22 protein-coding genes are annotated in these 24,833 nt (G+C 60.9%); 11 read left to right on the top strand and 11 right to left on the bottom strand.

Features of this window, described 5'->3' with window-relative positions; genetic code table 11:
- Positions 1 to 28 precede the first annotated feature (28 nt).
- Positions 29 to 769, bottom strand: coding sequence for an energy transducer TonB (locus ABF757_RS03960; protein WP_415481013.1), 741 nt, complete (start codon positions 767 to 769; stop codon positions 29 to 31).
- A gap of 134 nt (positions 770 to 903) precedes the next feature.
- Between ABF757_RS03960 and ABF757_RS03955 the strand changes: the two genes are divergently transcribed.
- Positions 904 to 1,443, top strand: a complete 540-nt coding sequence (locus tag ABF757_RS03955) for a hypothetical protein (RefSeq protein WP_415481012.1) — start codon at positions 904 to 906, stop codon at positions 1,441 to 1,443.
- Between the two features lie 276 nt (positions 1,444 to 1,719).
- Positions 1,720 to 3,831 carry a TonB-dependent receptor gene (locus ABF757_RS03950; RefSeq protein ID WP_415481051.1) on the top strand — a complete coding sequence of 704 codons (2,112 nt, stop codon included), beginning with the start codon at positions 1,720 to 1,722 and terminating at the stop codon, positions 3,829 to 3,831.
- Between the two features lie 40 nt (positions 3,832 to 3,871).
- Here the strand turns inward: ABF757_RS03950 and mgrA are convergent, their stop codons facing one another.
- The 3 genes from mgrA to ABF757_RS03935 form a co-directional block, all read right to left on the bottom strand.
- Positions 3,872 to 4,870, bottom strand: a complete 999-nt coding sequence (gene mgrA, locus ABF757_RS03945) for an L-glyceraldehyde 3-phosphate reductase (protein ID WP_415481011.1) — start codon at positions 4,868 to 4,870, stop codon at positions 3,872 to 3,874.
- 64 nt (positions 4,871 to 4,934) lie between these two features.
- Positions 4,935 to 6,290 (bottom strand): MFS transporter, encoded by a 1,356-nt coding sequence (locus tag ABF757_RS03940; protein WP_415481010.1) that lies wholly within the window; start codon positions 6,288 to 6,290, stop codon positions 4,935 to 4,937.
- Between the two features lie 3 nt (positions 6,291 to 6,293).
- Positions 6,294 to 8,540 carry a TonB-dependent receptor gene (locus ABF757_RS03935; RefSeq protein ID WP_415481009.1) on the bottom strand — a complete coding sequence of 749 codons (2,247 nt, stop codon included), beginning with the start codon at positions 8,538 to 8,540 and terminating at the stop codon, positions 6,294 to 6,296.
- A 343-nt stretch (positions 8,541 to 8,883) separates the two neighbouring features.
- On the opposite strand from ABF757_RS03935, the gene ABF757_RS03930 reads away from it, so the two are divergent.
- Both ABF757_RS03930 and ABF757_RS03925 read left to right on the top strand, forming a co-directional pair.
- Complete coding sequence (locus tag ABF757_RS03930) at positions 8,884 to 9,840, top strand: TauD/TfdA dioxygenase family protein (protein WP_415481008.1); 957 nt, start codon at positions 8,884 to 8,886, stop codon at positions 9,838 to 9,840.
- Positions 9,841 to 9,942: 102 nt separating this feature from the next.
- Complete coding sequence (locus tag ABF757_RS03925) at positions 9,943 to 11,523, top strand: hypothetical protein (RefSeq protein WP_415481007.1); 1,581 nt, start codon at positions 9,943 to 9,945, stop codon at positions 11,521 to 11,523.
- 59 nt (positions 11,524 to 11,582) lie between these two features.
- Here ABF757_RS03925 and ABF757_RS03920 read toward each other — a convergent pair whose 3' ends face one another.
- The 3 genes from ABF757_RS03920 to ABF757_RS03910 all read right to left on the bottom strand — a co-directional run bounded on the left by ABF757_RS03920 (position 11,583) and on the right by ABF757_RS03910 (position 13,875).
- A complete protein-coding gene (locus ABF757_RS03920) occupies positions 11,583 to 13,037 on the bottom strand; it encodes an NAD-dependent succinate-semialdehyde dehydrogenase (protein WP_415481006.1) in 1,455 nt (484 codons plus the stop codon).
- Positions 13,038 to 13,148: 111 nt separating this feature from the next.
- Positions 13,149 to 13,706, bottom strand: a complete 558-nt coding sequence (gene cobU, locus ABF757_RS03915; RefSeq protein ID WP_415481005.1) for a bifunctional adenosylcobinamide kinase/adenosylcobinamide-phosphate guanylyltransferase — start codon at positions 13,704 to 13,706, stop codon at positions 13,149 to 13,151.
- Between the two features lie 16 nt (positions 13,707 to 13,722).
- On the bottom strand, positions 13,723 to 13,875 hold the full coding sequence (locus tag ABF757_RS03910; protein WP_415481004.1) for a hypothetical protein: 153 nt from the start codon (positions 13,873 to 13,875) through the stop codon (positions 13,723 to 13,725).
- A gap of 11 nt (positions 13,876 to 13,886) precedes the next feature.
- Between ABF757_RS03910 and cobT the strand changes: the two genes are divergently transcribed.
- The 3 genes from cobT to bluB all read left to right on the top strand — a co-directional run bounded on the left by cobT (position 13,887) and on the right by bluB (position 16,484).
- Positions 13,887 to 14,930 carry a nicotinate-nucleotide--dimethylbenzimidazole phosphoribosyltransferase gene (gene cobT / locus ABF757_RS03905; protein WP_415481003.1) on the top strand — a complete coding sequence of 348 codons (1,044 nt, stop codon included), beginning with the start codon at positions 13,887 to 13,889 and terminating at the stop codon, positions 14,928 to 14,930.
- A complete protein-coding gene (cobS, locus tag ABF757_RS03900; protein ID WP_415481002.1) occupies positions 14,920 to 15,768 on the top strand; it encodes an adenosylcobinamide-GDP ribazoletransferase in 849 nt (282 codons plus the stop codon). The genes cobT and cobS overlap by 11 nt, the downstream gene beginning before the upstream one ends.
- Before the next feature lie 77 nt (positions 15,769 to 15,845).
- Positions 15,846 to 16,484 (top strand): 5,6-dimethylbenzimidazole synthase, encoded by a 639-nt coding sequence (bluB, locus tag ABF757_RS03895; RefSeq protein ID WP_025861514.1) that lies wholly within the window; start codon positions 15,846 to 15,848, stop codon positions 16,482 to 16,484.
- Between the two features lie 80 nt (positions 16,485 to 16,564).
- Here the strand turns inward: bluB and ABF757_RS03890 are convergent, their stop codons facing one another.
- Complete coding sequence (locus tag ABF757_RS03890; RefSeq protein WP_415481001.1) at positions 16,565 to 17,149, bottom strand: histidine phosphatase family protein; 585 nt, start codon at positions 17,147 to 17,149, stop codon at positions 16,565 to 16,567.
- A gap of 224 nt (positions 17,150 to 17,373) precedes the next feature.
- On the opposite strand from ABF757_RS03890, the gene ABF757_RS03885 reads away from it, so the two are divergent.
- The 3 genes from ABF757_RS03885 to ABF757_RS03875 all read left to right on the top strand — a co-directional run bounded on the left by ABF757_RS03885 (position 17,374) and on the right by ABF757_RS03875 (position 20,986).
- Entirely contained in the window at positions 17,374 to 17,916 is a 543-nt protein-coding gene (locus ABF757_RS03885) for a MarR family winged helix-turn-helix transcriptional regulator (protein ID WP_415481000.1), read from the top strand.
- Positions 17,906 to 20,176, top strand: coding sequence for an FUSC family protein (locus tag ABF757_RS03880; RefSeq protein WP_415480999.1), 2,271 nt, complete (start codon positions 17,906 to 17,908; stop codon positions 20,174 to 20,176). The genes ABF757_RS03885 and ABF757_RS03880 overlap by 11 nt, the downstream gene beginning before the upstream one ends.
- Before the next feature lie 195 nt (positions 20,177 to 20,371).
- Entirely contained in the window at positions 20,372 to 20,986 is a 615-nt protein-coding gene (locus ABF757_RS03875; RefSeq protein ID WP_025861511.1) for an acetate uptake transporter, read from the top strand.
- A gap of 143 nt (positions 20,987 to 21,129) precedes the next feature.
- Here the strand turns inward: ABF757_RS03875 and ABF757_RS03870 are convergent, their stop codons facing one another.
- Entirely contained in the window at positions 21,130 to 22,161 is a 1,032-nt protein-coding gene (locus ABF757_RS03870) for an enoyl-CoA hydratase/isomerase family protein (protein WP_415480998.1), read from the bottom strand.
- A 73-nt stretch (positions 22,162 to 22,234) separates the two neighbouring features.
- Between ABF757_RS03870 and ABF757_RS03865 the strand changes: the two genes are divergently transcribed.
- Complete coding sequence (locus ABF757_RS03865; protein ID WP_025861509.1) at positions 22,235 to 22,729, top strand: flavin reductase; 495 nt, start codon at positions 22,235 to 22,237, stop codon at positions 22,727 to 22,729.
- Between the two features lie 81 nt (positions 22,730 to 22,810).
- Here the strand turns inward: ABF757_RS03865 and ABF757_RS03860 are convergent, their stop codons facing one another.
- The gene (locus tag ABF757_RS03860) at positions 22,811 to 23,863 is read right to left on the bottom strand and encodes a cysteine synthase A (RefSeq protein ID WP_415480997.1); all 1,053 of its coding nucleotides are present in this window, start codon (positions 23,861 to 23,863) and stop codon (positions 22,811 to 22,813) included.
- Positions 23,864 to 23,915: 52 nt separating this feature from the next.
- Positions 23,916 to 24,797, bottom strand: coding sequence for a DUF2272 domain-containing protein (locus ABF757_RS03855; RefSeq protein ID WP_415481050.1), 882 nt, complete (start codon positions 24,795 to 24,797; stop codon positions 23,916 to 23,918).
- Positions 24,798 to 24,833: the final 36 nt, after the last annotated feature.

Raw genomic sequence — 24,833 nt, 5'->3', positions numbered from 1 at the left:
GGGGAAAAACCCACCACGCACAAGTTTTTTATTGGATGTGAAACGTCACAGGTATCCGCCCTGTCAGAGGGGGATGGGTCGGGGGCGTGCACCGCATGGAGCGCGCGGTTAACACCGCCTGTTCATCCAGATCGTCATAACCCGTGCTGCGGATCAGATGCGCCTCCACCACCTGCCCGCCGGCATCCAGCACCACTTGCACCATGGCTTCGCCCTCTTCCTGCAACTGGCGCGCCATGGCCGGATAACGGGCATGCACGGGTAAGCACGACAGTTTTTCCGCCCCTTCAGGCTGAGCCGCCTCAGGCGGGCGTGAAAGCACCGGGGCAGCCTGCGGCGGAACACTGCGTGCCGTCAGGGATGTAGTCGGGGCTACAGTTATCTGCTGATGCGAGACGGACAGTTTACGCGGCAAAGAGGCGGATGGCAGATCGCTTTCTTCCTGCATTGTGGCAGGCGGTGGCACCATTTGTGGCGGTGTGTCGGTCTGCGGCGTATTTTGTTCCGGCACAGGCACCGGACGCGGAGCAGGGGGAGCAGGAGGCTCAAAAACCATGGCTATTGTTGCCTGCGCGCTCCCTGCAGGCTGTTCATGCGGCCAGAACAGAAGCCCCCCCGCAACAAGCCCATGCACAGCCAGCGCCACCGCAACAACACCAGCCAGCCGCCCGTAACCATGACGGGACGCTAACCCGCTCTCTGCCCTGTCATCAGGAGGGATCAGGCGTTGCCACATATCCGCACCGGGCATTGTTCTTGCGTTAGTCATCCCGTTTCAACCTGCCTTCCGGCACCAAGAATGCCATAGGCCACGGATATTTGACAGAGACCCGCTAACAGGCGCACAACCGGAGCGCCCCAGCCCCCGCGCATGTGGCCCAGTTGTAGCAACCGGATTTCGTGATGTCTGTCCGCCACCCCATGCTCAGAAAGCTGTTGCTTTGGCCGCTCCTGCTGCTGACGCTTGGTGGCTTTACGGGCCTGCAGGCCATACAGACGCTCTCGCTACCCAACGAACTCCCACGTGCAACCCTGATCCGCGTTACCGGGATCGATATCGCCCCCAACCAGACCGCCACAATTGCGCATCAGGCCATGCCGATGGGCATGTCGGGCATGGACATGGGCACTGCCGCGCAGGATACCCACCACCCCGCACCGGCTGACACACACGCCCCCCTTTACCACCGGGCGGGCATGGCCCCACCGGGTCAGGCCCCGCCCTCGGACTGCCCGGAACACAGCCACGATAACGGTGGCTGTCCGCTCTGCTCTTTCCTTACCCTTACCGTAGCGATTCCTTCTTTCGCTATCACGCTGCCTACTCTGCTGCTGGGTTGGCACCGTTCTGCCCTGCCAACAGCACACATAGGGCATTGTCCGGCTATCAGCCTCGGCCTGCCCCCGGCCTGTGGCCCGCCCACTTTCCTCGCACAGATTTAATAGCCCGGTCACGCACCTGCCCCTGCGCGCTCCCTGAACAGGAACACCGCATGGGTGGGATAGTCCGGCTTTCTGCTCGACAGCCATAACGCACATCTTTTGCCGCAGCATGCCACCTGACTGGCCTGCGCGAAAAAGTCATGCACGCGGGCACGGTCAGGCAGAAAACCGGCGCGTGACCCCCGAGGATTCCAGTTTCAGGACCGTTTCAGTATGTCCCGCTTTCATAACGGCCGTATCGCTTATGGCTGCCCATGGGTCATTGCGTTTTTTGGCATGATCCAGCCCGCATTTGCCGGAACCATCGTAACCCTGCCCCGCGTGGATATTTCCACCACGCAGGCCGATGGCACGCAGGATGAACCCTCTCTTGCCGATGCCCCGCTTTCCGCCTCCAGCCCCGATAAGGCAAGCCAGCGGATGTCGCGTCTTTCCAGCCCGGACTCTGCCTCGCTGTTACAGAACCTGCCCGGTGTTTCCACCTACGGCGGTGGTCGTCTGGCCAACCTGCCCGTGCTCAACGGCATGGCGGATGATCGTGTGGCAACCGTGGTGGACGGTGTGCGCATCGCCCCCGCCTGCCCAAACCACATGAACCCAGCGCTGTCCTACATAGATCCCGACAGCGTGCAGACCGCCACCGCAACGGCAGGCCTGACCCCCGTGAGCAATGGAGGAGACAGTCTGGGCGGCACCATCAACGTAGAGCGGGCAGACCCGCGCTTTGCCCGCCATGGCAAAATTCTGGTGACAGGGCGCGCGCGCGGCACCTATCGCAGCAATGGCGGTGCCTATTCGGCCGCAGGCAGCCTGACCGTGGCCAATGACATACTCAGCCTGCGCTACAACGCATCGTATGATGAATCGGGAGATTATGATGCAGGCGGCGGTCTTGGCCGCGTCCTGTCTACCGAATATCTGCGCTATACGCATGATGTTACCCTGGGCATACACAAGCGCAACCACCTGTTCGTGCTCACGTTCAGCCAGCAGGATGCCCCGCGCGAGGGTTTTCCCAACCAGTATATGGATATGACCAACAACCGCTCCACCGCCGTGAACGGTAAATACGTAGGCACATTCAACTGGGGCACTCTGGAAGCACGCGGCTATTGGCGGCGTGTCACCCATGCCATGAACATGCTGCCCGACAAAACCGGCGACATGCCAATGAACGATGATTCCCGCACCGCCGGATATGCACTCAAGGCTACAATCCCGCTCGGGCTGGCTCATACATTACGCCTTGGCAGCTCCTTCGACCATGAAGGGCTGAACGACTGGTGGCCGCCCATAGCAGGCAGCATGATGATGGGACCGGATACATTCCACACCATCAATAACGGCCATCGTGACCGGCTGGGGCATTTTGCCGAATGGGAGGCCCACTGGACAGAGCGCCTGTCCACCCTGCTGGGCCTGCGCAATGATCTGGTGATGATGGATACCGGCAATGTCGCCCCGTATTCATGGACCGGCATGATGAACGCCACGGACGCGCAGGCGGCACAGGCTTTCAACGCCCGCAACCACGCCCGCACGGATGTAAATTTCGATGTCACAGCCATGGCGCGTTACCGTGTGCGGGATGATCTGGATATTGAAGCAGGCTATGCCCGCAAATCTCGCGCGCCTAACCTGTACGAGCGCTACGCATGGGGCCGGGGCACCATGGCCTCAACCATGATCGGCTGGTTTGGCGATGGTAACGGCTATGTCGGCAATATCGACCTGAAATCCGAAGTCGGCCACACCGCCAGCATGACATTCCGCTGGCACGACCCTTCGGCGGAAAACCGTTGGGAACTGAAAGTACAGCCCTATTACACCTATGTTCATAACTACATCAACGTGCAGGTGCTGCGCTCGCTGGCCAGCAGCAGCAATAAACTGAACGGCTCGCTCCTGCAGTTCGTCAACCATGATGCCCAGATGTACGGCATCAACTCATCCGGCCATTATACGGTGTGGAATACGCCCGCCTACGGCAAGGGCGAACTGGCAGGCACGCTCAGCTGGGTACGCGGGCAGGATATGGTCAGCCATTCAGGCCTGTACCAGCAGATGCCGCTCCATGGCACGCTGGCCCTGAACGAAACCGTAGGCCGGTGGACAGGGCGGGTAGAACTGGAACTGGTCAAATCCAAAACCACAGTAGACCAGATCCGCCTTGAACCCCGCACACCAGGTTACGCGCTGCTCAATCTGGGGGGCAGCTACACATGGCATATGATGACGCTTAGCGCTGGGATCGATAATATTTTCAACCAGCGTTACTACATGCCACTGGGTGGTATTCTGGTGGAAACCGAAAAAAGCACTGGCCAGCATATCGGCGTGCCCGGCATGGGGCGCTCCTTCAATGTCAGCCTTGCCGCATCGTTCTGAACACCAGACAGGCCCCGGCATAGACCGGGGCCTTTGTGGTTTACCCTTTGAGGGCGGACAGGCTGCGTTCGATCCGGGCCAGTTCCTCTGCGCTAAATGTAGCGTTTTTGAGCGCATCGAGGGTTTCATCAAGCTGAGCCACCGTGCGCGCCCCCGCAATGGCAGATGTTACCCGCCTGTCACGCAGGGTCCAGGCAATGGCCATCTGGGCAAGGCTCTGGCCACGTGCGCGGGCAAGGTCATTGAGTTCACGCACGACTGTTAAGAGGGTAGGCGTAAGTGCGCCTTTGTCCAGATAACGGCTTTTGGCCGCGCGGGATTCCTCGGGCACGCCGTTCAGGTATTTGTCGGTCAGCAGCCCCTGTGCCAGCGGCGAAAACACGACACAGCCCGCACCAATTTTTTCAAGCGCATCCAGCAGGCCGTGCTCGATATCACGATTGAGTAGCGAATAAACCGGCTGATGCACCAGCAAAGGCACGCCTTCGCGCTGCAGGATTTCAGCCGCTTTCAGCGTGCCTGCCACATCGTAGGAGGAAATACCAACATACAGCGCCTTGCCCTGCCGGTACGCATGCACCAGCGCGCCAACGGTCTCTTCCAGCGGGACATCGGGGGTGGGGCGATGCGAATAGAAAATATCCACATACTCAAGCCCCATGCGTTTAAGGCTCTGATCCAGCGATGCCAGCAGATATTTGCGCGAACCACCCTGACCATATGGGCCGGGCCACATATCCCACCCAGCCTTGGTGGTGATCACCAGTTCATCACGATGAGCCTGAAAATCACGCCTGAGGATTTCACCAAAATTGCGCTCGGCTGAGCCGTAAGGCGTACCGTAATTATTGGCGAGATCAAAATGGGTCACGCCCCGGTCAAATGCCCGCCGCACTACCGCACGAGCGGTTGCGAATACATCTGTCTCGCCAAAATTATGCCAAAGCCCGAGAGAAATAGGCGGCAAATCCAGACCGGACAGACCACAACGCCGAAAAGATGCGGCCTCATACCGTGCGGGAGAAGGAAACCAGTCCATACAACAATCCTGTCAGAAAACAAAAAACGCGAAATGAAACCAAAGCCGCTTCAACTACCTGTGGCTACTCTGCCGGAACCATGCGCTCGACCGGCGCACGCACAACATTCCGGCTGTGCAGAGATGGCCCTGCCGCCTCTGCCCCACCCTGCCGGGGCGCGCCAAAGACGCGCTCCAACCAGTCGGGAGAGGCCCATACCCATAACAGCCCCCATGCTACCAGATAGGACAAGCTGCACAGCCCCAGAACCACCGGCATGGGCACCCAGCCTGTCAGCCATAACAGCCCGGCTCCACCCAGATTGCCGCAAAATGCGCCAATCCCCATAATCCGCCCGACAAGCGGGGCTGGCGCCCACTCGGTCATGAGCGCGAAAAGATTGGTAGAAAAAACCTGATGGGCCATCAGTGTTAGTGCAAAAATACCCAGACTGACGACAACCGTGTGGCTGTCGTAAACAAACAGCATGGGCACCACGCAGGCTGCGGCCACCCCCATGACCAGACGCCGCGCCCGCTCGCGTGAGCGCAGGGCGGTCTGGAACAGGCCGGGCAACAGCCCGCCCACAAAAGCGCCTACACCCGCACCCAGATACACCCCGCCAGATGCCACACCCACACCCCGCAGGCTCAGGCCCAGATGGGTGTGTAGAATATCGGGCAGCCAGTACAGCAGTACCCACCATGTTGCATCAGACAGCACCTTGCACAACGAAAACACGACCACAAAACGCCACACACCAGCCCGCGCAAAACCCGGCGCGCTGCGCAGCGCTTCGCCTGCTACCGCTCCGGGCACTGACGGAGCTGGTTCATGTTTCACGCCTGAAGACTGAGCGCTCCACGGCCCCGACCGGTCACGCAACCATAGCCCGGCCAGCACCACACCCGTCAGGCCCAGCCCCACCACCATGGCTTTCCAGCCGACCCATGGCAGCAACAACCCAACCAGAACCGGCGTAATGACAGCCGCAATATTCGGCACGGCATTAACCATACCTATGACACGGGCACGCTCTGCACGCGGCACACCCGTCGCGATCAGTTTCATCAGGCTGGGCATGCCAGCCCCTTCCAGTGCGCCCAGCGTGGCACGCACCAGTATGAACTCCCTGACCGTTGTCACCACCGCGTGCAGAACGGTCATCAGGCTCCAGCCTGCCAGTGCTACGCCCAGCACCCGGCGCGACCCCAGCCTGTCCACCAGCCAGCCCGATGCAAGCAGGCTGCAGGCCGAGGCAACCTGCGTCCAGAAAGAAATCCGGGCGTAATCACGCGCACTCCAGCCAAAGGTCTGATCCAGAACAGGCTTGATCAGGGCAATGATCTGCCGGTCCGCGGTGGAGACCACGATAATCAGACACAGCAGCAGCATAGCCGCCCAGGGAAAAACCCTTTCCTTTCGTGGCGCGCGCGACATGGCTCAGAAATCCTTGCGCAGGATAAAGCCACCATACCGCCCGTAATCACGCGGGATGGAGTCCATCGTGCCGCCCACTGCGCCGTAGCTGATATAGGACGCATAATGGGTGTTGATAGCGTTACGCATCACCAGCGACAGTTGCAGCTTGAGCTTGGTATCACGCAAAGTCGTGCTCATGTTCCAGATACCATAAGCCTTCTGTACCGTGTCGGGCGTTTCCGTCAGGGCAAACTGCGTGCGGCTCTGCCATGTGTAATCACTATCGACCGAGAACGAATAACGATCGCTCAGCGCATGGGTGTAATCCGCATTGAGCACGAACTTCCAACGCGGCGCGAAAGGTAGCTGCTGGCCGTTGACATTGCACGAAGCCGGCGCGCCAGCAGGGCAGTTGAACTGATCCACCACAGCGTAATTATAGGTGAAATTCCCACCCAGTGTCAGATCATGCAGCACATGAGCCGAAACATCCGCTTCCACACCCTTGGAGGAAACAGACCCGGCATTGATCATACGGTAAACGGCGCCACCGTTGACGTTATCCAGAAAATTTGCCTGGAAATTAGAAAAATCTTCAATGAACGCCGCAAGGTTTGCCGTCACACGACGGTGCCAGAACTGCGATTTAAGACCGATTTCATAGCTGTTGTTCTGCTCGGGCTTGAGCACCTGTGAATCGGTGGACTGCATGTTGAAGAACGTATTATACGCAGGCCCCTTATACCCATGCGAATAGGTAAAATAGGCGTGCATGTCAGGCGTAATATCGTATTGCAGCCCGATACGATCCACATAGCCGTTCTGCGAGGTGGAACCGGTCGAGGCATAAGACGGGCGAACACCCAGAACCGGGTTGGACGCCGTAGCCGTCGAATTACGCGCCATGTTGTAAGACAGGTCATCACGCAGCAGGCGCAAGCCGAGAATGGCACGGAAACGCTTTGTGAAGTTCAGGTCACCTTCAGCAAAAATAGCATAGTTGTTGTTGGCAATACCATAATTGGAAACACCCCGCCCCGGATTGGGGCTGGCGGCACTGCCAGTCACCACGTTACGGCTATAGACTTCCGAATCCACGTCATGCAGGTAATAGAACCCGCCCACGTAATCGAAAAAATGCCCACGCGGTGAGGCAATGCGCAGTTCTTCCGATGCCTGCCAGAAATTAAGCTGCCCATGATCGCGCACATCGGTCACCCCTGCAGGGGTGGAACCAAGACCGTCATAATCCTGATCCTGAGTGTTCTGCCACCGCCGGTACGCGGAGATGGAGGTTAGCTTGTAACCCGCCCCCAGATCACGATCGACCGTAACCGCCGCCCCGCCGGTATGATCCACCGAGCGGCTCTGGATATTATTGCTCACCTGCGTGTTGTTCCGTGAAGGGCTAATGCCCTGAGCATTCAGGGTTGCTGCCAAAGACGGATTAGGTGTCGATATATTGGTGGGGAACGCCACCTGCGAGGTAGAGGAATATACGCCTGTTGGCACAAGATCGTTCTGGTACATGTAGTCCAGAGCGAGGGTTACCTTTGTTTCATCATCCGGCGTCCAGAGGAATTTCGAACGCACGCCACGATGTTCGTATCCGTTCACCATGGTATTGTTGGCGATGTTTGTAACATTGCCGTCAAACCCGCCAACCAGAAAATCGGCGTTGGCCACCAGTTTGGACGGTAAAAGCGTGCCAGATACCCCCCCTGTCAGGCGGTATTCGTTACCCGAGAAATAGCCGCCCTCCATATAGGCATGGAAATCCGCCGTGGGTTTATTGGTGCTGATGTTCACCGCGCCAGCCGAGGCGTTTTTGCCAAACAGCGTGCCCTGCGGGCCGCGCATGACCTCTACCTGACTCAACCCCACAATATCGGTTGTGGCCATGCCGGGGCGGGCCATCACCACACCATCGATCACAGTCGAAACCGACGGCTCCACCCCCGGCGATGTGGAAATAGTGCCAATACCACGGATAAACACCGCACGATCCTTGGAGGATGAATTGGCGCGGAAATTGGCCGAGGGAATAAATTCGAAAATACCCTGCAGGTCATGCACGTTATCACGCCGCGCCTGACTGGCGGTATAAACCGTTGTAGCCACAGGCACTTTCTGCAGCGGCTCACTACGCCGCCGCACGCTAACCGTTACCTCTTCCGCGCTGGCAGCAGGCTGTGACGCCCCCGCCGCATGGGCCAGACCCGTATCAAGCCCACCACCCAAACCACAACCAAGCGATGTCGCTGACATGGTCCAAACAATTCGTCGCATACCTGCTGACATGACTGACATCGCTAATTCACCGAAAAAAAAGTGTTTTACATAAGTCCGATAACGAATCGTTTTATCGGTCATAAAATAACTAAAAGTCAATGTTGTTATTTTTTCATTTCCCATTATATTCACACCTTAGAGGGGTGATTCGCTCCGGGCGGTTTTATGCCATGCGGAACCAGACCTCCTTAACCGCCCTGCGGGTGTCACAAAAAACTCTTTAACTTACTGTTTTATAATGGTTTTATTGAGAGTCTTTGTGGCCTTCCCTCATGAGCGAAATTAACGCTTTTTATTCGTTATTATGGGATTTGCTCAGATGTCTCTCAGCCCGCTCGCAGCGCCCGCTCACCCCACCCTGACCAAACTGGGGGGCAATATCGGTGCCGAAATCCACGGCATTACCCTCTCCCCCGACCTGCCGGAGCAGGATATCGACTTCATTTACAAGGCAATGCTCGAGCACAAGGTCATCTTCTTCCGCCGTCAGACACTCGACAGCAGCCAGCAGGAACAGCTTGGCACGCGCTTTGGCACGCTGGTTTCGCACCCGACCGTTGCCAGCGCCAAAGGCACCAACCACATTTTCGAGCTCAAGGCGCGTAAAGGCCGGGCCGCCAATACATGGCATGCCGACATGACCTTCATGTCGTCCTACCCCAAGGCCTCCATCCTGCGCTGCATCCAGCCTGCCCCATATGGCGGCGCAACGCTATGGGCCAATACCGTCACAGCTTATGAGGGCCTGCCCAAACCCTTGCAGGAACTGGCGGACAAGCTGTGGGCCATCCACACCAACGATGGTTACGACCACACCGATCTGGTTGCCGAACGGGACTGGGAGTTTGTTCAGTGGTCGGCCAATGTGTTCGCGGCACGTGTTTTCGAAGCGCGGCACCCGCTGGTGCGCATTCACCCCGAAACGGGTGAGAAAAGCCTGATTCTGGGCAATTTCATCAAGCGTCTGGTGGACTTCAACCTGCCCGATTCTAATGCCCTGCTGGAACTGTTCCTCTCCCACGCCACCCGGCCAGAAAACACGCTGACATGGCACTGGCAGGCAGGCGATGTCGCCATGTGGGACAACAGGGCAGCGCTGCACCGCGCCGTGGCCGATTTTGGCGATTTCCCGCGCCTGCTCCAGCGCGTCACTCTCGTGGGCGATACCCCCGTCAGCACGGACGGACGCGAGAGCGAGCAGATCGTCAACGCCCAGCCCAACCCCCGCGTGCTACTTGATACTCCGCATCACTGGGCTGAACGCACACAGGCCTGATCAACCGGCCCCAGCCTTCCGGGACAGGCAGCCATGCTGCCCCCGGAAGGCACGAGGGGGATTTTATGGTATAGGCGCGTCTTCATTACTACGGACCGCCTTATGCCTGCCCCAGCCCATGATGCTCCCGCGCACGCCTTTCAGGCCCCTCAGCCATGGTGGATGCGCCGCACGGCCCTGATCGGATTTTTTATCCTGATCATGCTGCCCTTTCTCTACCCTGCCATTCCACCGCTGACGGATTTACCCGGCCATATGGGACAATACCGGGTGGAAGCAGATCATGCGCTCTCCCCCGCGCTCCAGCAGTATTATGCCCTGCACTGGCACCTGAACGGTAATCTGGGGGCTGACCTCATTCTTCTGCCGCTGGGCCAGTTGCTGGGTCTTGAACCAGCAACACGCATTCTCATCATGCTGGTGCCGATCCTGACCCTGCTGGGTTTTTTCAATCTGGCGCGCACGGTGCATGGCACCGTACCCCCGGCAACCCTGTTTGCCATGCCGCTGGTTTTCAACACGCCTTTCCTGTTTGGCTTTGTTAATTACAGCCTGTCCATGGCGCTGATGCTCAATGCTTTTGCCCTCTGGCTACGCCTTGGCCAGAGCAACCGCACAGCCTTACGCGCGGTGCTTTTTGTTATTCTGTCACCCCTGCTCTGGCTCTGTCATGTTTATGGATGGCTGGTACTCGGACTGTGCGCCACCTGTGCCGAATGTGCCCGCCTGAGCGACTGGCGCTGGCCCTCGCTGACGCGCATGCTACTTAGGCTTTTACCCCTTACCCCACCGTTCGTCATCATGGCGTTCTGGCGCGGCGATGGTGGTAGCGAACACTGGAACTACAACTGGTCTGACAAGCTGGTCTGGATTGCCAAGCTCGTCTGCGACCGCTGGATGTTTTTTGACATCGCCAGCGCCGTTTTCCTTGTTGGCATGCTAATTTTTCTGCTCCGCTCACGCCTCATGCGCCCAGACCCGCGGCTCGGCTACCCCGCCATTGCCATGCTGGCACTATACTGCGTTGTACCCTCGGCTTTTGGTGGCGGCTCCTACGCGGATATGCGCATGACACCGTATATTATCGCACTGGGTTTTCTGTCCTTTCGTCCCCGCCCCGTGGCTGTCAGCGGTAGCGCTGCCTCACGCCTGCGCTTTATACCTGTTCTGGCCGTTGGTTTTTTCGCCCTGCGCTGTCTTGGCACAACGGCCAGCTTCGCGCTGTCGGCCACAGTCTATAACCAAGCGCTGCATGCCGTTGCCCATATTCCGCAAGGCCAGCGCGTTGCGGCCTTTGTGGGCCGAGGCTGCCGCACGGGCTGGAATCCTCACAGGCTGGATCACCTACCCTCTCTGGCCCTGCTCCGCCGCGATGCGTTCGTGAATGATCAATGGAATATCGGGCGCACACAGGTTGTGCAGCCTATCTATTTCGCCAGCACCGACCCCGGTTTCCATTACGGTCAGGACCCATCACAGATCGTGATGGCCCAACCCTGTGGCCCGGCATGGTCGCTGGACAGGTCGCTGGCTGAACTGCCGCGCGAACGGTTCGATTTTGTCTGGCTGATTACGCCGCCTGCCTTTAACCCACACGGGCTGGATGGCATGACCGAGGTCTGGCGCGAGGGCGCTCAGGCCCTGTATCGTATTCCCCACGATACGCCCCTTCCGGCCCGCTAGGCGGTTTTACCGGCAGGGTACCCCCTCCGCCCGACCGGGCGAAGGGGGATAACACAGGCTCAGAACGCCGCAGGGACGTGCTGGCTGCTCACCAGTTTAATGATGGTGTGCGCCTTGAGCGCATCCGGCCCACCTTCCGTGCCGTAACCGGAATCCTTCACACCGCCAAAGGGTGTTTCCGGCGCGCCGATACCATGATGGTTCACCGCCACCATACCCGCTTCCAGCGCTTCGCCCAGCAGGCGTTCAGTCCGCTCATTGCGGGTATAGACATAGGCCGCCAGACCGTAAGGCAGGCGGTTGGCTTCACGCACCGCGTCAGCCAGTTCGGTATATTCATCCACAATAACGATGGGGCCGAACGGCTCCTCGTTCATCAGACGCATAGCCAGCGTGGGCTTGCACACGAGCGTGGGCGGGAAGAAAAAGCCCGTATTGGGCAGGGGCGTATCGGGCTGCCACAGCTCAGCACCTTTCTGGCGGGCATCTTCCACCAGTTCGGTCAGGGCTTTCACGCGCCGCTCGCTAACCAGCGGCCCCATGGTCACGCCATCCTGCAAACCGCTGCCGATCTTGAGTGCGCTGACCTGCGCCTTGAACTTTTCCAAAAAGGCCGGTGCAATATCGCGGTGCAGCAGGAAGCGGGTGGGAGCAATACACACCTGACCCGCATTGCGGAACTTAGCACCGGCCAGCCGTTCGGCCGCCGCATCCAGATCCGCATCGGGGCAGATGATGACGGGACCATGCCCGCCCAGTTCCATAGTGACAGGCTTCATTTGCGCACCGGCCAGAGAGGCCAGATGCTTGCCAACCGGCGTAGATCCCGTGAAGGAAATCTTGCGCACCACCGGATGGGCGATCAGATATTCCGAAATCTCGGCCGGGTCGCCATAAACGAGCGACACAACCCCTTCGGGGATGCCCGCATCGCAAAAGCAGCGGATCAGCTCAGCGGGAGAAGCCGGTGTATCTTCCGGTGCTTTTACAATAACCGCACACCCGGCCCCAAGGGCCGCACCCAGCTTGCGGGCAATCTGGTTGATGGGGAAGTTCCACGGCGTAAACGCCGCCACCACACCCACGGGACGACGCAGGACGCGCTGCTCAACATCGCGCACGCGTGCGGGCACCAGCTCGTCATTCAGACGGCGGCCTTCCTCGCCAAAATATTCGATCACATCGGCTGCGACCATAATCTCGATCACGGCCTGCGCTACGGGCTTGCCCTGCTCGCGGGTCATAATGCGCCCGATATCCTGCGCACGCTCGCGCAGAAGGGACGCGGCCTTGCGCATGACCCCGAAACGCTCCCACGCGCTCATGCTGCGCCACACCTCAAACCCGGCAGCGGCACCAAGGGCAGCCTGCTCCAGATCAGACTTGTCCGCATGGGCGACATGGCCAATGACTTCCGCCGTTGCGGGGTCGAGCACGTCAATCGTGCGGCCGCCCGTCGCGTCACGCCATTTTCCGCCAATCAGAAGCTGTGTGTTTACCAGTGTTTCAGCCATAAAGCCCTCTCAAGCAGATAGGGCGGGAACAAGCCCGCCTTTTGTCCTTCATTGTAACAGCAGGCTGGCCCTGCCTCAAACCCCCACACCACACGCCGGAGCGGCGCGGCGTCAGGCTGGTTTGTGGTCTTTGAGCACCATGGGCAGCCCCGCCGCCACAAACATGACCCGACCGACCTGCGCTGCCAGTTTCTGGTGCAGGGTTCCCGCCTCATCGCGGAAACGGCGGGCCAGCGCATTATCAGGCACGATACCCAGCCCCACCTCGTTTCCCACCAGCACCGTAGGGGCCAGACGGGTAGACAGGCTCTGGAGCAGGCGCGCGCTGTATGCCTCCACATCCTGCTCTTCAAGCAAAAGATTGGTCAGCCACAGGGTCAGGCAGTCCAGCAGGACAGGCATATGCGCATGCTGTTCCAGAACGCCCGGCACATCCAGCGGTTCCTCCACTGTCTGCCAGCCCGCATGAGCGCGCGCGCTCTTGTGCTGGGCTATGCGGGCCCCCATTTCTTCATCCCATGCCCGGCCTGTGGCGACATAAAGCCGGGGGCCGGGCAGGGCTGTCAGGCAGGCCTCTGCCAGACGGCTTTTGCCCGAGCGTGCACCACCCAGAACCAGCAAGGTTCCGGCCAGCCCTGTATCGGAAAGGTTGAGCACAACGCCACTCATGCGATAATCCGCCTTTTCAGGGGATGCTCTCCCCGCCCAGTTTCCGGGCGACCGCACCACTCCGGGTGCACGCCGCCTTGCCGTTTTTGCCACCGCACAGGACATTCCGCCATGCCGTCCGCGCCGCTGCCAGCCCCCCATCCGTTGTCCAGCGCCCCGGCGCCGTCAAGACAGAACTCCATGCCCGCCCGCCCACCGGCTCCCGAATCCTTTCAGGACCTTGCCCGCCTGTGCGCCACCCTGCCCGAACCCGACTCCACAGCGCAGGAAGTCATTGCCCTGCGCGAAGCGCAACTGACAAAGCCCCCCGGCAGCCTTGGCCGCCTTGAGGAGCTGACACGCTGGCTCGGGGGGTGGCAGGGCCGGGTCACGCCCCGGCTTGAGCGGGTGCAGGTGATTATCTTTGCGGGAAATCATGGCGTAACCGCACAGGGCGTTTCGCCATGGCCGCAGGAAGTCACAGCCCAGATGGTCAGCAATTTCGAGCGTGGGGGTGCAGCCATTAACCAGCTTGCCCGCACAGTGGATGCGGCACTGGAAGTCGTGTGCGTCAACGGCCTGCGCGCTACTGCGGATTTTACCACCCAACCCGCCATGAGCGAGCATGCCTTCGTGCAGGCCGTGGCCACAGGCTACAACGCCGTACCAGCAGATTGTGACCTGCTCTGCCTGGGCGAAATGGGTATTGGCAACACCACCGCCGCTTCTACCATGGCCGCGGCCGTGGCGGGCGGTACCGGCACGGACTGGGCAGGGGCAGGCACGGGGCTGGATAAATACGGCACGGCCCAGAAAGCCGCCGTGGTGCAGGAGGCCCTGCGCTACCATGCGCCACAGTTGTCCAGCCCGCTGGAAATAGCCCGCCGTGTGGGCGGGTTTGAACTGGCGGCCATGCTGGGGGCCACGCTGGCCGCGCGCCATATGGGCATACCCGTGCTGCTGGATGGCTTTGTATGTCTGGCAGCGGTTGCGCCACTGGCACAAATGCACCCTGAAGGACTGGCCCATACCTGTCTTTCGCACTGTGCCACCCTCACTGGCCAGACACACCGGCTGGCCAGCCATCTGAACATGGAACCCCTGCTAGGCCTTGGCCTGCGGCTGGGAGAAGGCTCGGGGGCTGCCCTTGCCGTCGCCATTCTGCGCGGAGCATTAGCCTGCCACACCGGCATGGCCACCTTTGCCGAGGCCGCCGTCTCCCGCTCTGATACGCTTGAGCACTAACCCCTCCCTCCGGGCCACGCTGGACACGGTGCGCCTGCACCTTGCCTGCGGTCTGGGCCTGCTGACCCGCCTGCCCATTACCCGGCTGCTGCCTGCGCCATACCGCAACACCAGCGCCGTATGGCCCATGGCGCGTTCGCTCTGGTGCTGGCCACTTATTGGCGGCGGTATCGGCCTGTTTGCCGGGGTTATTCTGCTACTGGCACAACTGGCGCATATGCCTCCGCTTGTCGCGGCCTGTCTGGCCCTGTCAGCACAGACCATACTGGGCGGCGGCCTGCATGAAGATGGGCTAGCCGATATGGCTGATGGCTGCGGCGGCTCCACACCCGCGCGCAGGCTGGACATCATGCGTGACAGCCGCGTTGGCAGCTATGGCGTCATGGCGTTGTGTCTGTCCTTCGGGCTGCGCGCGGCAAGCCTTGCCAGCCTTCCCCTGCCCGCCATCCTACCCGCCTGTATCATGGCGGCCTGTCTGGCGCGTGCGGCCCTGCTTATCCCTCCGGCCATTCTACCCCCCGCCCGGCCAGATGGGCTGGCCCGCATGCTCTACCCCCTGCCCCGCCGCCCCTTTCTGCTTGCCCTGCTTGGCGCTTTGCTTTGCGTGCTGGGGGCCGCCTTACTGGGCTGCATCATACACCCCATACCTGCCGCCAGTCTGGCCTCCATGCTGGGCGCACTACTTGTTGCCGCCCTGACTGCCGTGCTGACAGCCAGAGCAGCCCTGCGGATGCTGGGCGGCTATACGGGTGATGTACTGGGTGCGTGCGCCGTACTGACCGAAACACTGGTGCTGGTCACCCTTGCCACACTGGCACAGATACCCGGGTTTTTCTGACCCTGCGCCGTATGGCCAGCCCCCCTCGTGCATACAGCCCCGCTTGCGGGAAATCCCGCTACCCCGCATGATAAGGCATGACCGCACCTGTCTTTTCCGCCGCGGCGCAGCGTGATTGGGAAACTCTCCTGACATGGCGGCGCGATGTCCGGCACTTTCTCACGCAGCCCCTTCCTGATGGCCTGCTTGAAACTCTACTCCACGCCACCTGTCTGGCACCCTCTGTCGGGCTGAGCGAACCATGGCGGTTCGTGCGCATAAACACCCCCGAGCGCCGCGCGGCTATCCGGCAAAACTTCATTCGCTGCAACAGCCGCGAACTCGAAGGCCGCAGCGGAGAGGACGCCCATCGCTACGCAACGCTCAAGCTCTCGGGGCTGGACGACGCGCCGCACCATATCGCTGTCTTCTGTGACCGCGCACCGGCTCAGGGCCGTGGGCTGGGCCGCGCCACCATGCCCGAAACCACCACATGGTCAGCCGTTATGGCTGTGCATACTTTCTGGCTGACGGCTACGGCCCATGGTGTGGGGGTAGGCTGGGTTTCCATTCTGAACCCCGCAGAAGTGACCGCAACCCTCAGCATAGACCCCAACTGGCAGTTCGTAGCCTATCTCTGCGTTGGCTATGCGCGCGAACCCGCCGCAACCCCCGAGCTGGAACGTCGGGGCTGGGAGCGCCGCAACCCCGCGCGCCGCCGCTGGATCAACCGCTAGGCCACCCACAGCCCTGACGCAGCCCCTTCCGTCAGGCTCCACAATGTAAGCTCGAAAGAGCCGCGTTCACACAGGAGCAGTCAGGAATGCGCTGCGACTGACTGCGCCTCTGCCTGCACAGTCTGCGTCACCTGCCACAGCCGCGCCGAACCCTGCGGCATGGAGGGGCGCAGCAGGTCAGGCCCATGCCCTTCAGCCAGTGCGCTCAGCACCCTCAAGGGGCCACCGTGGGAGACAACACAGGCCGCCTTGCCCGCCTCGCGCAGATCCCGCCAGAACGCCCGCACCCGCTGGCGCAGGGCCTGCCCGCTCTCACCACCGGGGGGCGTAAAATGCTCCGGGCTGGCTGCCCAGTCGTCCAGTGCGGCCCGGCCGATCTCCTGCCAGCTCTTGCCTTCCCACTGCCCGAAATCAAGCTCGGCCAGCCGCTCATCGACCCGCAGTTCCATCCCCGTGGCCGAGGCAAGCCGCTGGGCCATATGCAGGCAGCGCTGCGCGGGCGAGGTATGCACCACCCGTCCGCCTACACCACGCGCCAGCACTGACAGGCCGGAAACTATTTTCTCCCAGCCGGGATGCAGCACCACATCCGTACGACCGTAGCAGACACCCTGCGGCACCTGCACACGGGCATGCCTGACCAGCAACAGGGAAAAAGACTGCATGTTTCATCCTTCCTCAGCACCGGAGTCGAACAAAGCACGTCTTGCGGGCGATGGGCACTCAAAACGTCCTGATCATATCGGCATAGCTGGCCGCCATATGGCCCACACGGCCCGTCGCCTGCGTGTGAAGGGAGGGGTGATTGACCAAAAGTGGAGGCTGGCTATATATTATAACTAAATATTTTTCATATCAAATATATCCATACTAACACTCAGGGGCCGACATGACTGAAGCGCGCGCCAGCATCACGCTGGACGAAACCCGTTTTCCAGACATGGAACTGACCCTGCGCATCATGCGGCTGGCCACGTTATGGCGCACCCGGCTGGACCGCGCCCTGCGCCCGCACGGCATGACCATGGCGCTAATGCGCCCGCTGGCCTACCTGACCATGCTGCCCGATGGCGCAACCCAGAGCGATCTAGCCTGCGCCATGAACGTAGACTGCTCGGCTCTGGTACGGGTGCTGGATATGCTTGAAAAACAGGGGCTAGTCTCGCGCCAGCCAGACAGGCAGGACCGACGAGCCAAACGCCTTATGCTGACACAGGCCGGGCAGGCGCAATGCGCCCTGTTCCACCAGATCGCGACCGGGTTGGAACACGAAAACCGCGCCGCCCTGCCCCCCGAGACCATCGCCACCCTGATTACAGGCCTGACAACCCTGCTGGCCAGCCCGGACCCGGCAACCGAAGCGCTGCAAAACCCACTGTCTGATGCCACCCCACACGCAGGCCCCGGACAGGAGCACACCCATGCGCCCTGATCCGCAGGCCACGCAGCACGCACTCCCCGCACTGGCCGGCTGGCACAGCCTGTCGGCGGGGCTGTTACGCCTGCTGAGCCTGACCCCTTTTGGCGATGAAGCCCGCTGGAAAGGCTTTCTCGCAACCAGCGCCTATGCGGGGCGGGTTTTCCTGTCCATTGGCATTGCGGTGTTTCTGGCTTTCCTGTTCCAGCTCCAGTCCCCCATCAGTGCGGCCACCACGGTCATGATCGTGGCCAACCCCACCGTGGGGGCCATGGTTTCAAAAAGCCTGTGGCGTATCATCGGCACGCTGATTGGCGCGACCATCAGCGTTGGCATCATGGCAGCCTTTATCCAGTCGCCCGTGCTCTATTTCATGGCGCTGGCGGTGTTTGTCGGCATTGCCTGCGCGGTAGCGACCTTTCTGCGCTATTTCCGCGCCTACGCTGCCGTGCTGACGGGCTATACCATCGTCATCATCGCCTCTCCCGCCTTTGCGGAGCCCGAAGGCATTTTCCTGTCCGCCATGAGCAGACTTTCCGCTGTTACGGTCGGGGTTGTGGTTACGGCCTGCGTGTTCATGATTACCTCTCCGCGCAAGCCGGGCAATGTCATGACCGGGCTGGGCGGGGCTTTCCGCGATACGGTGCGGCATGCCTGGCTGTTCCACTCCGCTGAAAGCAGCCGCACGGCCACTGTGCCAGCCGATGCGCTGGAACAGCTTGAAAACGCCGAGCGCACAGCCAGCCTCACCAGCTTTCGCGCCCTGCCCCAGCCTGTTTATGACAGCCGCAGCAAACTGCTGGCCCATATGGCCGGTCTGGCCCCCGCGGTTGAATATGCCGCAACAGACGACCCGGACATGCTCGCGCGCGTACGCAACCTGCGCCTTGCCCTCAGCCGCCTGACCGGGCTGATCGTCAGCTACCACCCCTACTGGCTGAGCCTTGAAGAAGCCGGGCAGGAAACCCACGCCATTCATGCCCAGATGGCCGACACGCTGGCCCGCCTGCTGGAACTGACCGAAAACCCCGCATGGCTGGAAGACCCAAGCCCCCTGACAGCCTGCCTGCGCGAAGCGCTACAGGCACTCGAACGACTGGCCCATGAACCGCAGCCCCCCGCCGTACTGGCGGCACTCGACAACACGCGCGACACGCTGGTGCAGATGGATCTGGCGCTGCACAACCTGACAAGCCGCGCTCCGGTCAAATCCGGGGCCGATATCCAGCCCTTTCTCGACTGGCCTACCGCCCTGCGCAACGGTGCGCGCGGCACACTTATTGCCATGCTGGCCGGGCTTTTATGGTATGTTTTCCACTGGAGCACCGGCCCGCTGCTGATTGTCTATGTGGTTGCGGCCTCCAGCCTGCTGTCCACTGCCCCTTCCGCCGCCAAAGCCAGCCCGATGATGGCCGCTGGCACGGCGCTGGCTGTGCCTATGGGTTTTCTGTGCCACATGCTAGCCCTGCCCCGCATAGACGGATACCCGCTGCTATGGCTAACGCTGTGCCTGTTCCTGCTGCCCGGCGTGTGGTTTCAGTTCCACCCGCGTTACAGTCTGGCCGCCTTTGGTTACGCCGTGTTTTTTACAATGATGCTCTCCGTCAACAACCCGATTGTATATGACGATATGGAGTTGACCAATAACTGGATGACCATGTTTGCCGCCTGTGCTCTGCTGGCAGTGGTGTTCCGCGTTATTCTGCCAGCCGACCACCGGCTGGATGCTGCGCGCCTCGTCTCATCCCTTGTTCGCGCGGTGCAGCATTTGGCGAATGCCCCCACACGCGGGGGCATGCAATGGGTTGCATGGGAGGGCATGCAGCTTCAGAAAATCTCCCGGCTGATGATGCGGCTTTCCTTTGTGCCCTCGGGGCTGGACCGCCAAGGCTACACGGATGCAGCCTTTACCGTGCTCTCGCTCGGGCGGCTTATCGTGCGGCTACGCTGGAACGTGACTCATGCCGGGCTGGACCCTCAGGCGCGCGCAGCGCTGGAAACTGCCATGCTGGCGTTTTCCAACCTGCACAAAAACCCCGCCGCCACAGCGCAGGCGCTACGCCATGCCGCCCACCAGATCGAAACCATAACCACGGAAGAAAAAGGACTGGTCATCAACCGTGATCGCGTTGTGTCCTGTCTGGAACAGGCGGCCAGCATCATTCTGGCTGTGCCGGGGTTCTTTCATCACCATGGCCCTATCCATGCTGTGGCGGAACCCTCTTCTGCTCAGTCCGGAGCACCTGTCATTGCGGTGACCGTCATGCCCCGATAAAAATACGATTTCGAAACGATGTGGTTTTTCCATGAAATTTTACATGGGGCTATACAAATTCAGGAAAGTTCCTCAACAACAGAGTGTACTCAATGAATTTAATTTTATCAGCTTAAAGCCGTTTTTAAAGAACTGGAACGCCGTAGCGCTTTTATAGATATGTCATAGAAACAATTATCAATAAGAAGACATATCATGGCGCATTCAGGTGACTCTGCTCCCAAAAAAGCCAACCCTGCCCCGCTTGGGCTTGTCGGGTTCGGCCTGACGACCATCCTGCTCAACCTCCACAATTCGGGCCTGCTGCCCATGGGATCGGCCATTCTGGCCATGGGTCTGGTGGTGGGCGGAGCTGCCCAGATTCTGGCCGGCCTGCTTGAATACCCCTCGGGCAACACTTTCGGGCTGACGGCTTTCGTCTCTTACGGTGCGTTCTGGATTTCGCTCGTAGCCCTCATTGCCCTGCCGCATACCGGCATCGTACCGGCCAGCACCCCGGCCATGGTCGGCAGCTACCTGCTGCTCTGGGGCCTGTTCACGCTGTTCATGTTTGTGGGCACGCTGCGGGCCACCCGCGCGCATCAGGTCATTTTTGGCTCGCTTGTCGTTCTGTTCGCCATGCTGGGCCTTGCGGAACTGCTTGAAATTCCCGGCCTGAGCATTGTTGCCGGGTATGAAGGCCTCTTCTGTGGCTTCTCTGCCGTGTATCTGGCCGCCGCCGAAGTGCTGGAAGCCCAGTTCGGCCATGATGTGCTGCCGGTTGGCCGCCCTGCCCCGGCCCCTGTGGTCTATACGACTGCGGCTGCCTGAACCGGCCCAACACGGTCGTCCCCATCAAGCCACGGCCCTCCCGAACTCTCCCGTGGCTTGTGCTCCCCCGGCTGGTTCTTCCCGCCGGGGGAGGCCGAAAAACACCGCAATTGCGCTTTTTCGACCTATTTTCCCTTTCTGCCTTACAATACGTGCAACGCCTGCAATACCGGGGCTGGAATATCCGCCAGACGGGCAGGCTGCCACACCGGCGCATTATCACGGTCTACCAGCCGGGCACGAATACCCTCTGCAATATCAGGGCGTTCAAGCACCAGCCGCACAAGGCTACGCTCCACATCAAACGCGGCATCCAGCGTGTCCACCTGTCGGGCGCGGTGCCAGCCATGCCATGCGGCCTCAAGAGAAAAGGGGCTGGCACGGCGCATGTCTTCCAGATCCTGCTGGGCCTGTGGCAGGTCGCATGCCTGTAGCCGCTCCATAACCTCCGCAACCGTGGCGGCCGCGTAGCACTGCTCCAGTTCAGGCGGAAGCGCCACAGCCGCTTTGGCTGGCGCATCAGACTGAACGGACGCAAAAACCTGCTCTGGCAGGGTGTGAGCCAGTGCGGCCCGCAAACTGTCCAGTGCCTCTGAATGGGTATGAATATCCGCCAGCCCCATGGCTACGGCCTGCGCCCCATCCATACGCCCTCCTGTCAGGGCCAGCCGTAGCCCGGCAAGGCCCTGCGTGCGTGAAAGCAGCCACGAGCCACCAGCATCAGGCACGAGCCCTATCCCGGTTTCGGGCATGGCCAGCACGGAGCGCTCTGTCACCACGCGCCACGGCACATGACAGCCAAGCCCCACACCACCCCCCATGGTGATGCCATCGAGAAACGACACGACAGGCTTGGGGTAGGCAGCAAGCTGGCGCATGGTGTCATAAGCTTGGTCCATCAGCGCGAAAGCCCGCCCTACGCCCTGAGCCAGCAGGGCCTCGCGGATAGCCCGCAAATCGCCACCTGCGCAAAAAGCCCGCGGGCTGCTGCTTTCAATCAGCACCACCTGCACGCTGTCATCATCCCGCCATGCATCAAGTGCCTGACTGATACCCTGTGCCAGCCCTGCATCCAGCGCATTGAGCTTCTTTGGCCGGTCCAGCACCAACCGCCCCATATGGCCGACCCGCGAGACCGCAAGGCCCTCCACCTCCGAAAGAACAGCTTCCGTCATTGCTTTCCTCCTTGTTTCATGCACAAAACAGCACCGGTAACGGGCACATACCCTGATATAACAAGGAGAGCAGATGTCGGCTCCACAGACCAGCGCCTATCGTGATGCCATGGCCAGACTTGGCGCAGCTGTGAACGTGGTCACCACCGGAACTCTGGAAAACCCCGTGGGCTTTACCGCCTCGGCGGTCTGTTCCGTAACGGACACTCCGCCCACCCTGCTGGTATGCCTGAACCGGACCAGCCGTGCGCGCGAGTCTTTCCATATTGGAGCGCCTTTGTGCGTGAACGTGCTGTCCTCCGCGCAGGAAGAGCTTTCAGGCCATTTCGCCAGCGCCAACAGCATGGCAGAGCGCTTTGCCCTCGGCCACTGGGATACGCTTGCCACCGGTGCCCCCGCCCTGCAGGAAGCCGTAGCCAGCTTTGACTGCATTATCAGCCAGATTGTCGAAGTCGGCACCCATAGCGTGCTGTTTGGCACGGTGCAGGCCCTGCGCTCGAACGATGAAGCGGACGGTCTGGCCTATTTCAGGCGGGCCTATCACATCCTCAAGCGCATTCTGCCCTAAGCGCAGGCACCTTGCGGCAAGGGTAACAAAAAAGGGGCCAAAGGCCCCTTTTTCTATCCGCTATCGCTCAGCAGGCCCTATTCAGCCTTCGGTCCCCGCCATCAGCCAGGGTGCGACCGGCAGGTTTTTCTCCTGCAGGAAAGCCGGGTTGAACAGCTTGGATTCATACCGTGCCCCGCCATCGGCCAGAATGGTCACAATCCGGTGCCCCGGCCCAAGCCTGCGCGCCGTACGAATGGCCGCCGCGACATTGATGCCCGAAGACCCCCCGACTGAAAGCCCTTCCTCACCCAGCAGGCCGTAAATCACGTCCAGTGCTTCGGGGTCGGGAATACGTTCTGCATCGTCAATCGGTGCGCCTTCGAGGTTACCCGTCACACGCGACTGGCCAATCCCTTCGGTAATGGACGAACCCTCGACCGACAGATCACCATTTTTGACCCAACCATACAGGCCCGAGCCTTCAGGGTCCGCCAGCACGATCTGCGGAGCTTTGACCCCATCGCGCTTTGCCGCGTCATGCAGGCCCAGCGCCGTGCCCGCCAGCGTACCGCCGGTGCCGCACGCACAGGTAAAGGCGTCGATCCGCCCCCCCATCTGCTGCCAGATTTCCTGCGCTGTGGTAGCGCGGTGGCCTTCACGGTTGGCCAGATTATCGAACTGGTTAGCCCACACCCAGCCATTTTCCTCAGACAGCCTGCGCGAAACATGCACGTAATTGCCGGGATCGCGATACGGCTTGGCCGGAACCAGCCGCAGGTCAGCCCCGATCATACGCAGGAAGCCGATTTTTTCGCGGCTCTGGGTTTCGGGCATGACAATAACGCAGCGATAACCCCGCGCATTGGCCACCAGCGTCAGCCCGATGCCGGTATTACCCGCCGTGCCTTCCACCAGTGTGCCGCCCGGCTTGAGAATACCGCGCTTTTCGGCGTCCTCTATAATAGCCAGCGCAGCGCGATCCTTGACCGACCCGCCCGGATTCATGAACTCGGCCTTGCCGTATATCTCACAGCCCGTGGCCTCTGACGCGCGGCGCAGGAGCACCAGCGGCGTTCCCCCCACAGCGGCGGGCATATCGGCGGAAAGGGTTTTCCAGCCGGGATGAGAGGGAGAAACGGCGCAATCGGTCATCAGCTCTGCCTTGAAAATACTGTCTTTGCGTACGGACCCAACAAAACCCGGATTACTGGCCTGCATCCGGTTCCTGTTCGGCGTCATATACCACCTCGAGCACCGCGCACCAAGGATAGCGCGGGTCATAACTGCCTGATGGCGCGGCCAGCAGACCGTTGCTGTCAACCGGCACATGGGTCAGGGCCACGGCGTCATCTATGTTGCCGCCAACAATGCTGATCTGCTGGCCAAAAGGCTGTCCCCTCTGCCCTGTGGCCACCACATAGCCGCAATGCGCCGGAAACCCGTAGGCTGTCGGCAGGCTGGAAAACCGCACCGTGGAACGGCTGGCCCCGCGCGCCACACATACCAGATCACCCGGACGGGGAGCATATTGCGCCGGATCATGCGCGCGCAGCACAGGTGACTGCCCGGCCGCAGCCGCATTGATATAAGTGGCGTGGTTGGGCGAATACGGAAAGCGGTCATTCGCCCCCGCCACACGCATGACATAGGAAATAAACGCAGCCGACCAAGCGTAGCTGCCATCCTGCTCGAACCGGAACAGCCCGCCACTGGCGTCATGCTTGCCGGTCCATGCGGACTCTTTCATGTCCGGCCCCATGCCGATCCACCAATATTCCCCCACGCGCTGCCACAGCCCCGGCGCGCGCTCGGGCTTGATGGCGGCACTTTCGGGCTCGGGCCTGTCCTGCGGGTTGTCATCATTGACCGGGCTGCCGAACAGCCGCCACTCGCGCATGGCAATAGCCACCACATCCTGCCGGTTGAAAGGCTCGTAATTCCGGGTGGCGAAATCCGGCACATGGCCACCATAGTTTGAAGACGCGGCACCCGGCCAGTGTCCGTGTGCGACCGGAGCCGAAGGGCTGGTTGCACAGGCGGCAAGACACAGCGGAGCCAGAAGAACGGCGTAAGGCGCGCGCGACATCGTTTTTCCTACCAGATCAGTGGCCTTGGTACGGTT

This window comes from Acetobacter papayae (assembly GCF_047721125.1).
GTDB classification, from domain to species: Bacteria; Pseudomonadota; Alphaproteobacteria; order Acetobacterales; family Acetobacteraceae; genus Acetobacter; species Acetobacter papayae.
Note: the sequence above shows the minus strand (reverse complement) of the source record. Positions and strands in the feature narration are given on the sequence as shown.

What these genes read in the sequence shown, in the direction of transcription:
- ABF757_RS03955 (WP_415481012.1), top strand. Translation starts at nt 904, where the DNA reads ATGTCTGTCCGCCACCCCATGCTCAGAAAGCTGTTGCTTTGGCCGCTC.
- ABF757_RS03925 (WP_415481007.1), top strand. Translation starts at nt 9,943, where the DNA reads ATGCCTGCCCCAGCCCATGATGCTCCCGCGCACGCCTTTCAGGCCCCT.
- ABF757_RS03960 (WP_415481013.1), bottom strand. Translation starts at nt 769, where the DNA reads ATGACTAACGCAAGAACAATGCCCGGTGCGGATATGTGGCAACGCCTG.
- ABF757_RS03890 (WP_415481001.1), bottom strand. Translation starts at nt 17,149, where the DNA reads ATGCAGTCTTTTTCCCTGTTGCTGGTCAGGCATGCCCGTGTGCAGGTG.
- ABF757_RS03920 (WP_415481006.1), bottom strand. Translation starts at nt 13,037, where the DNA reads ATGGCTGAAACACTGGTAAACACACAGCTTCTGATTGGCGGAAAATGG.
- cobU (WP_415481005.1), bottom strand. Translation starts at nt 13,706, where the DNA reads ATGAGTGGCGTTGTGCTCAACCTTTCCGATACAGGGCTGGCCGGAACC.
- ABF757_RS03935 (WP_415481009.1), bottom strand. Translation starts at nt 8,540, where the DNA reads ATGTCAGCGACATCGCTTGGTTGTGGTTTGGGTGGTGGGCTTGATACG.
- mgrA (WP_415481011.1), bottom strand. Translation starts at nt 4,870, where the DNA reads ATGGACTGGTTTCCTTCTCCCGCACGGTATGAGGCCGCATCTTTTCGG.
- cobT (WP_415481003.1), top strand. Translation starts at nt 13,887, where the DNA reads ATGCCCGCCCGCCCACCGGCTCCCGAATCCTTTCAGGACCTTGCCCGC.
- ABF757_RS03875 (WP_025861511.1), top strand. Translation starts at nt 20,372, where the DNA reads ATGGCGCATTCAGGTGACTCTGCTCCCAAAAAAGCCAACCCTGCCCCG.
- ABF757_RS03865 (WP_025861509.1), top strand. Translation starts at nt 22,235, where the DNA reads ATGTCGGCTCCACAGACCAGCGCCTATCGTGATGCCATGGCCAGACTT.
- bluB (WP_025861514.1), top strand. Translation starts at nt 15,846, where the DNA reads ATGACCGCACCTGTCTTTTCCGCCGCGGCGCAGCGTGATTGGGAAACT.
- ABF757_RS03940 (WP_415481010.1), bottom strand. Translation starts at nt 6,290, where the DNA reads ATGTCGCGCGCGCCACGAAAGGAAAGGGTTTTTCCCTGGGCGGCTATG.
- ABF757_RS03860 (WP_415480997.1), bottom strand. Translation starts at nt 23,863, where the DNA reads ATGACCGATTGCGCCGTTTCTCCCTCTCATCCCGGCTGGAAAACCCTT.
- ABF757_RS03870 (WP_415480998.1), bottom strand. Translation starts at nt 22,161, where the DNA reads ATGACGGAAGCTGTTCTTTCGGAGGTGGAGGGCCTTGCGGTCTCGCGG.
- ABF757_RS03950 (WP_415481051.1), top strand. Translation starts at nt 1,720, where the DNA reads ATGATCCAGCCCGCATTTGCCGGAACCATCGTAACCCTGCCCCGCGTG.
- ABF757_RS03930 (WP_415481008.1), top strand. Translation starts at nt 8,884, where the DNA reads ATGTCTCTCAGCCCGCTCGCAGCGCCCGCTCACCCCACCCTGACCAAA.
- ABF757_RS03885 (WP_415481000.1), top strand. Translation starts at nt 17,374, where the DNA reads ATGACTGAAGCGCGCGCCAGCATCACGCTGGACGAAACCCGTTTTCCA.
- ABF757_RS03880 (WP_415480999.1), top strand. Translation starts at nt 17,906, where the DNA reads ATGCGCCCTGATCCGCAGGCCACGCAGCACGCACTCCCCGCACTGGCC.
- ABF757_RS03855 (WP_415481050.1), bottom strand. Translation starts at nt 24,797, where the DNA reads ATGTCGCGCGCGCCTTACGCCGTTCTTCTGGCTCCGCTGTGTCTTGCC.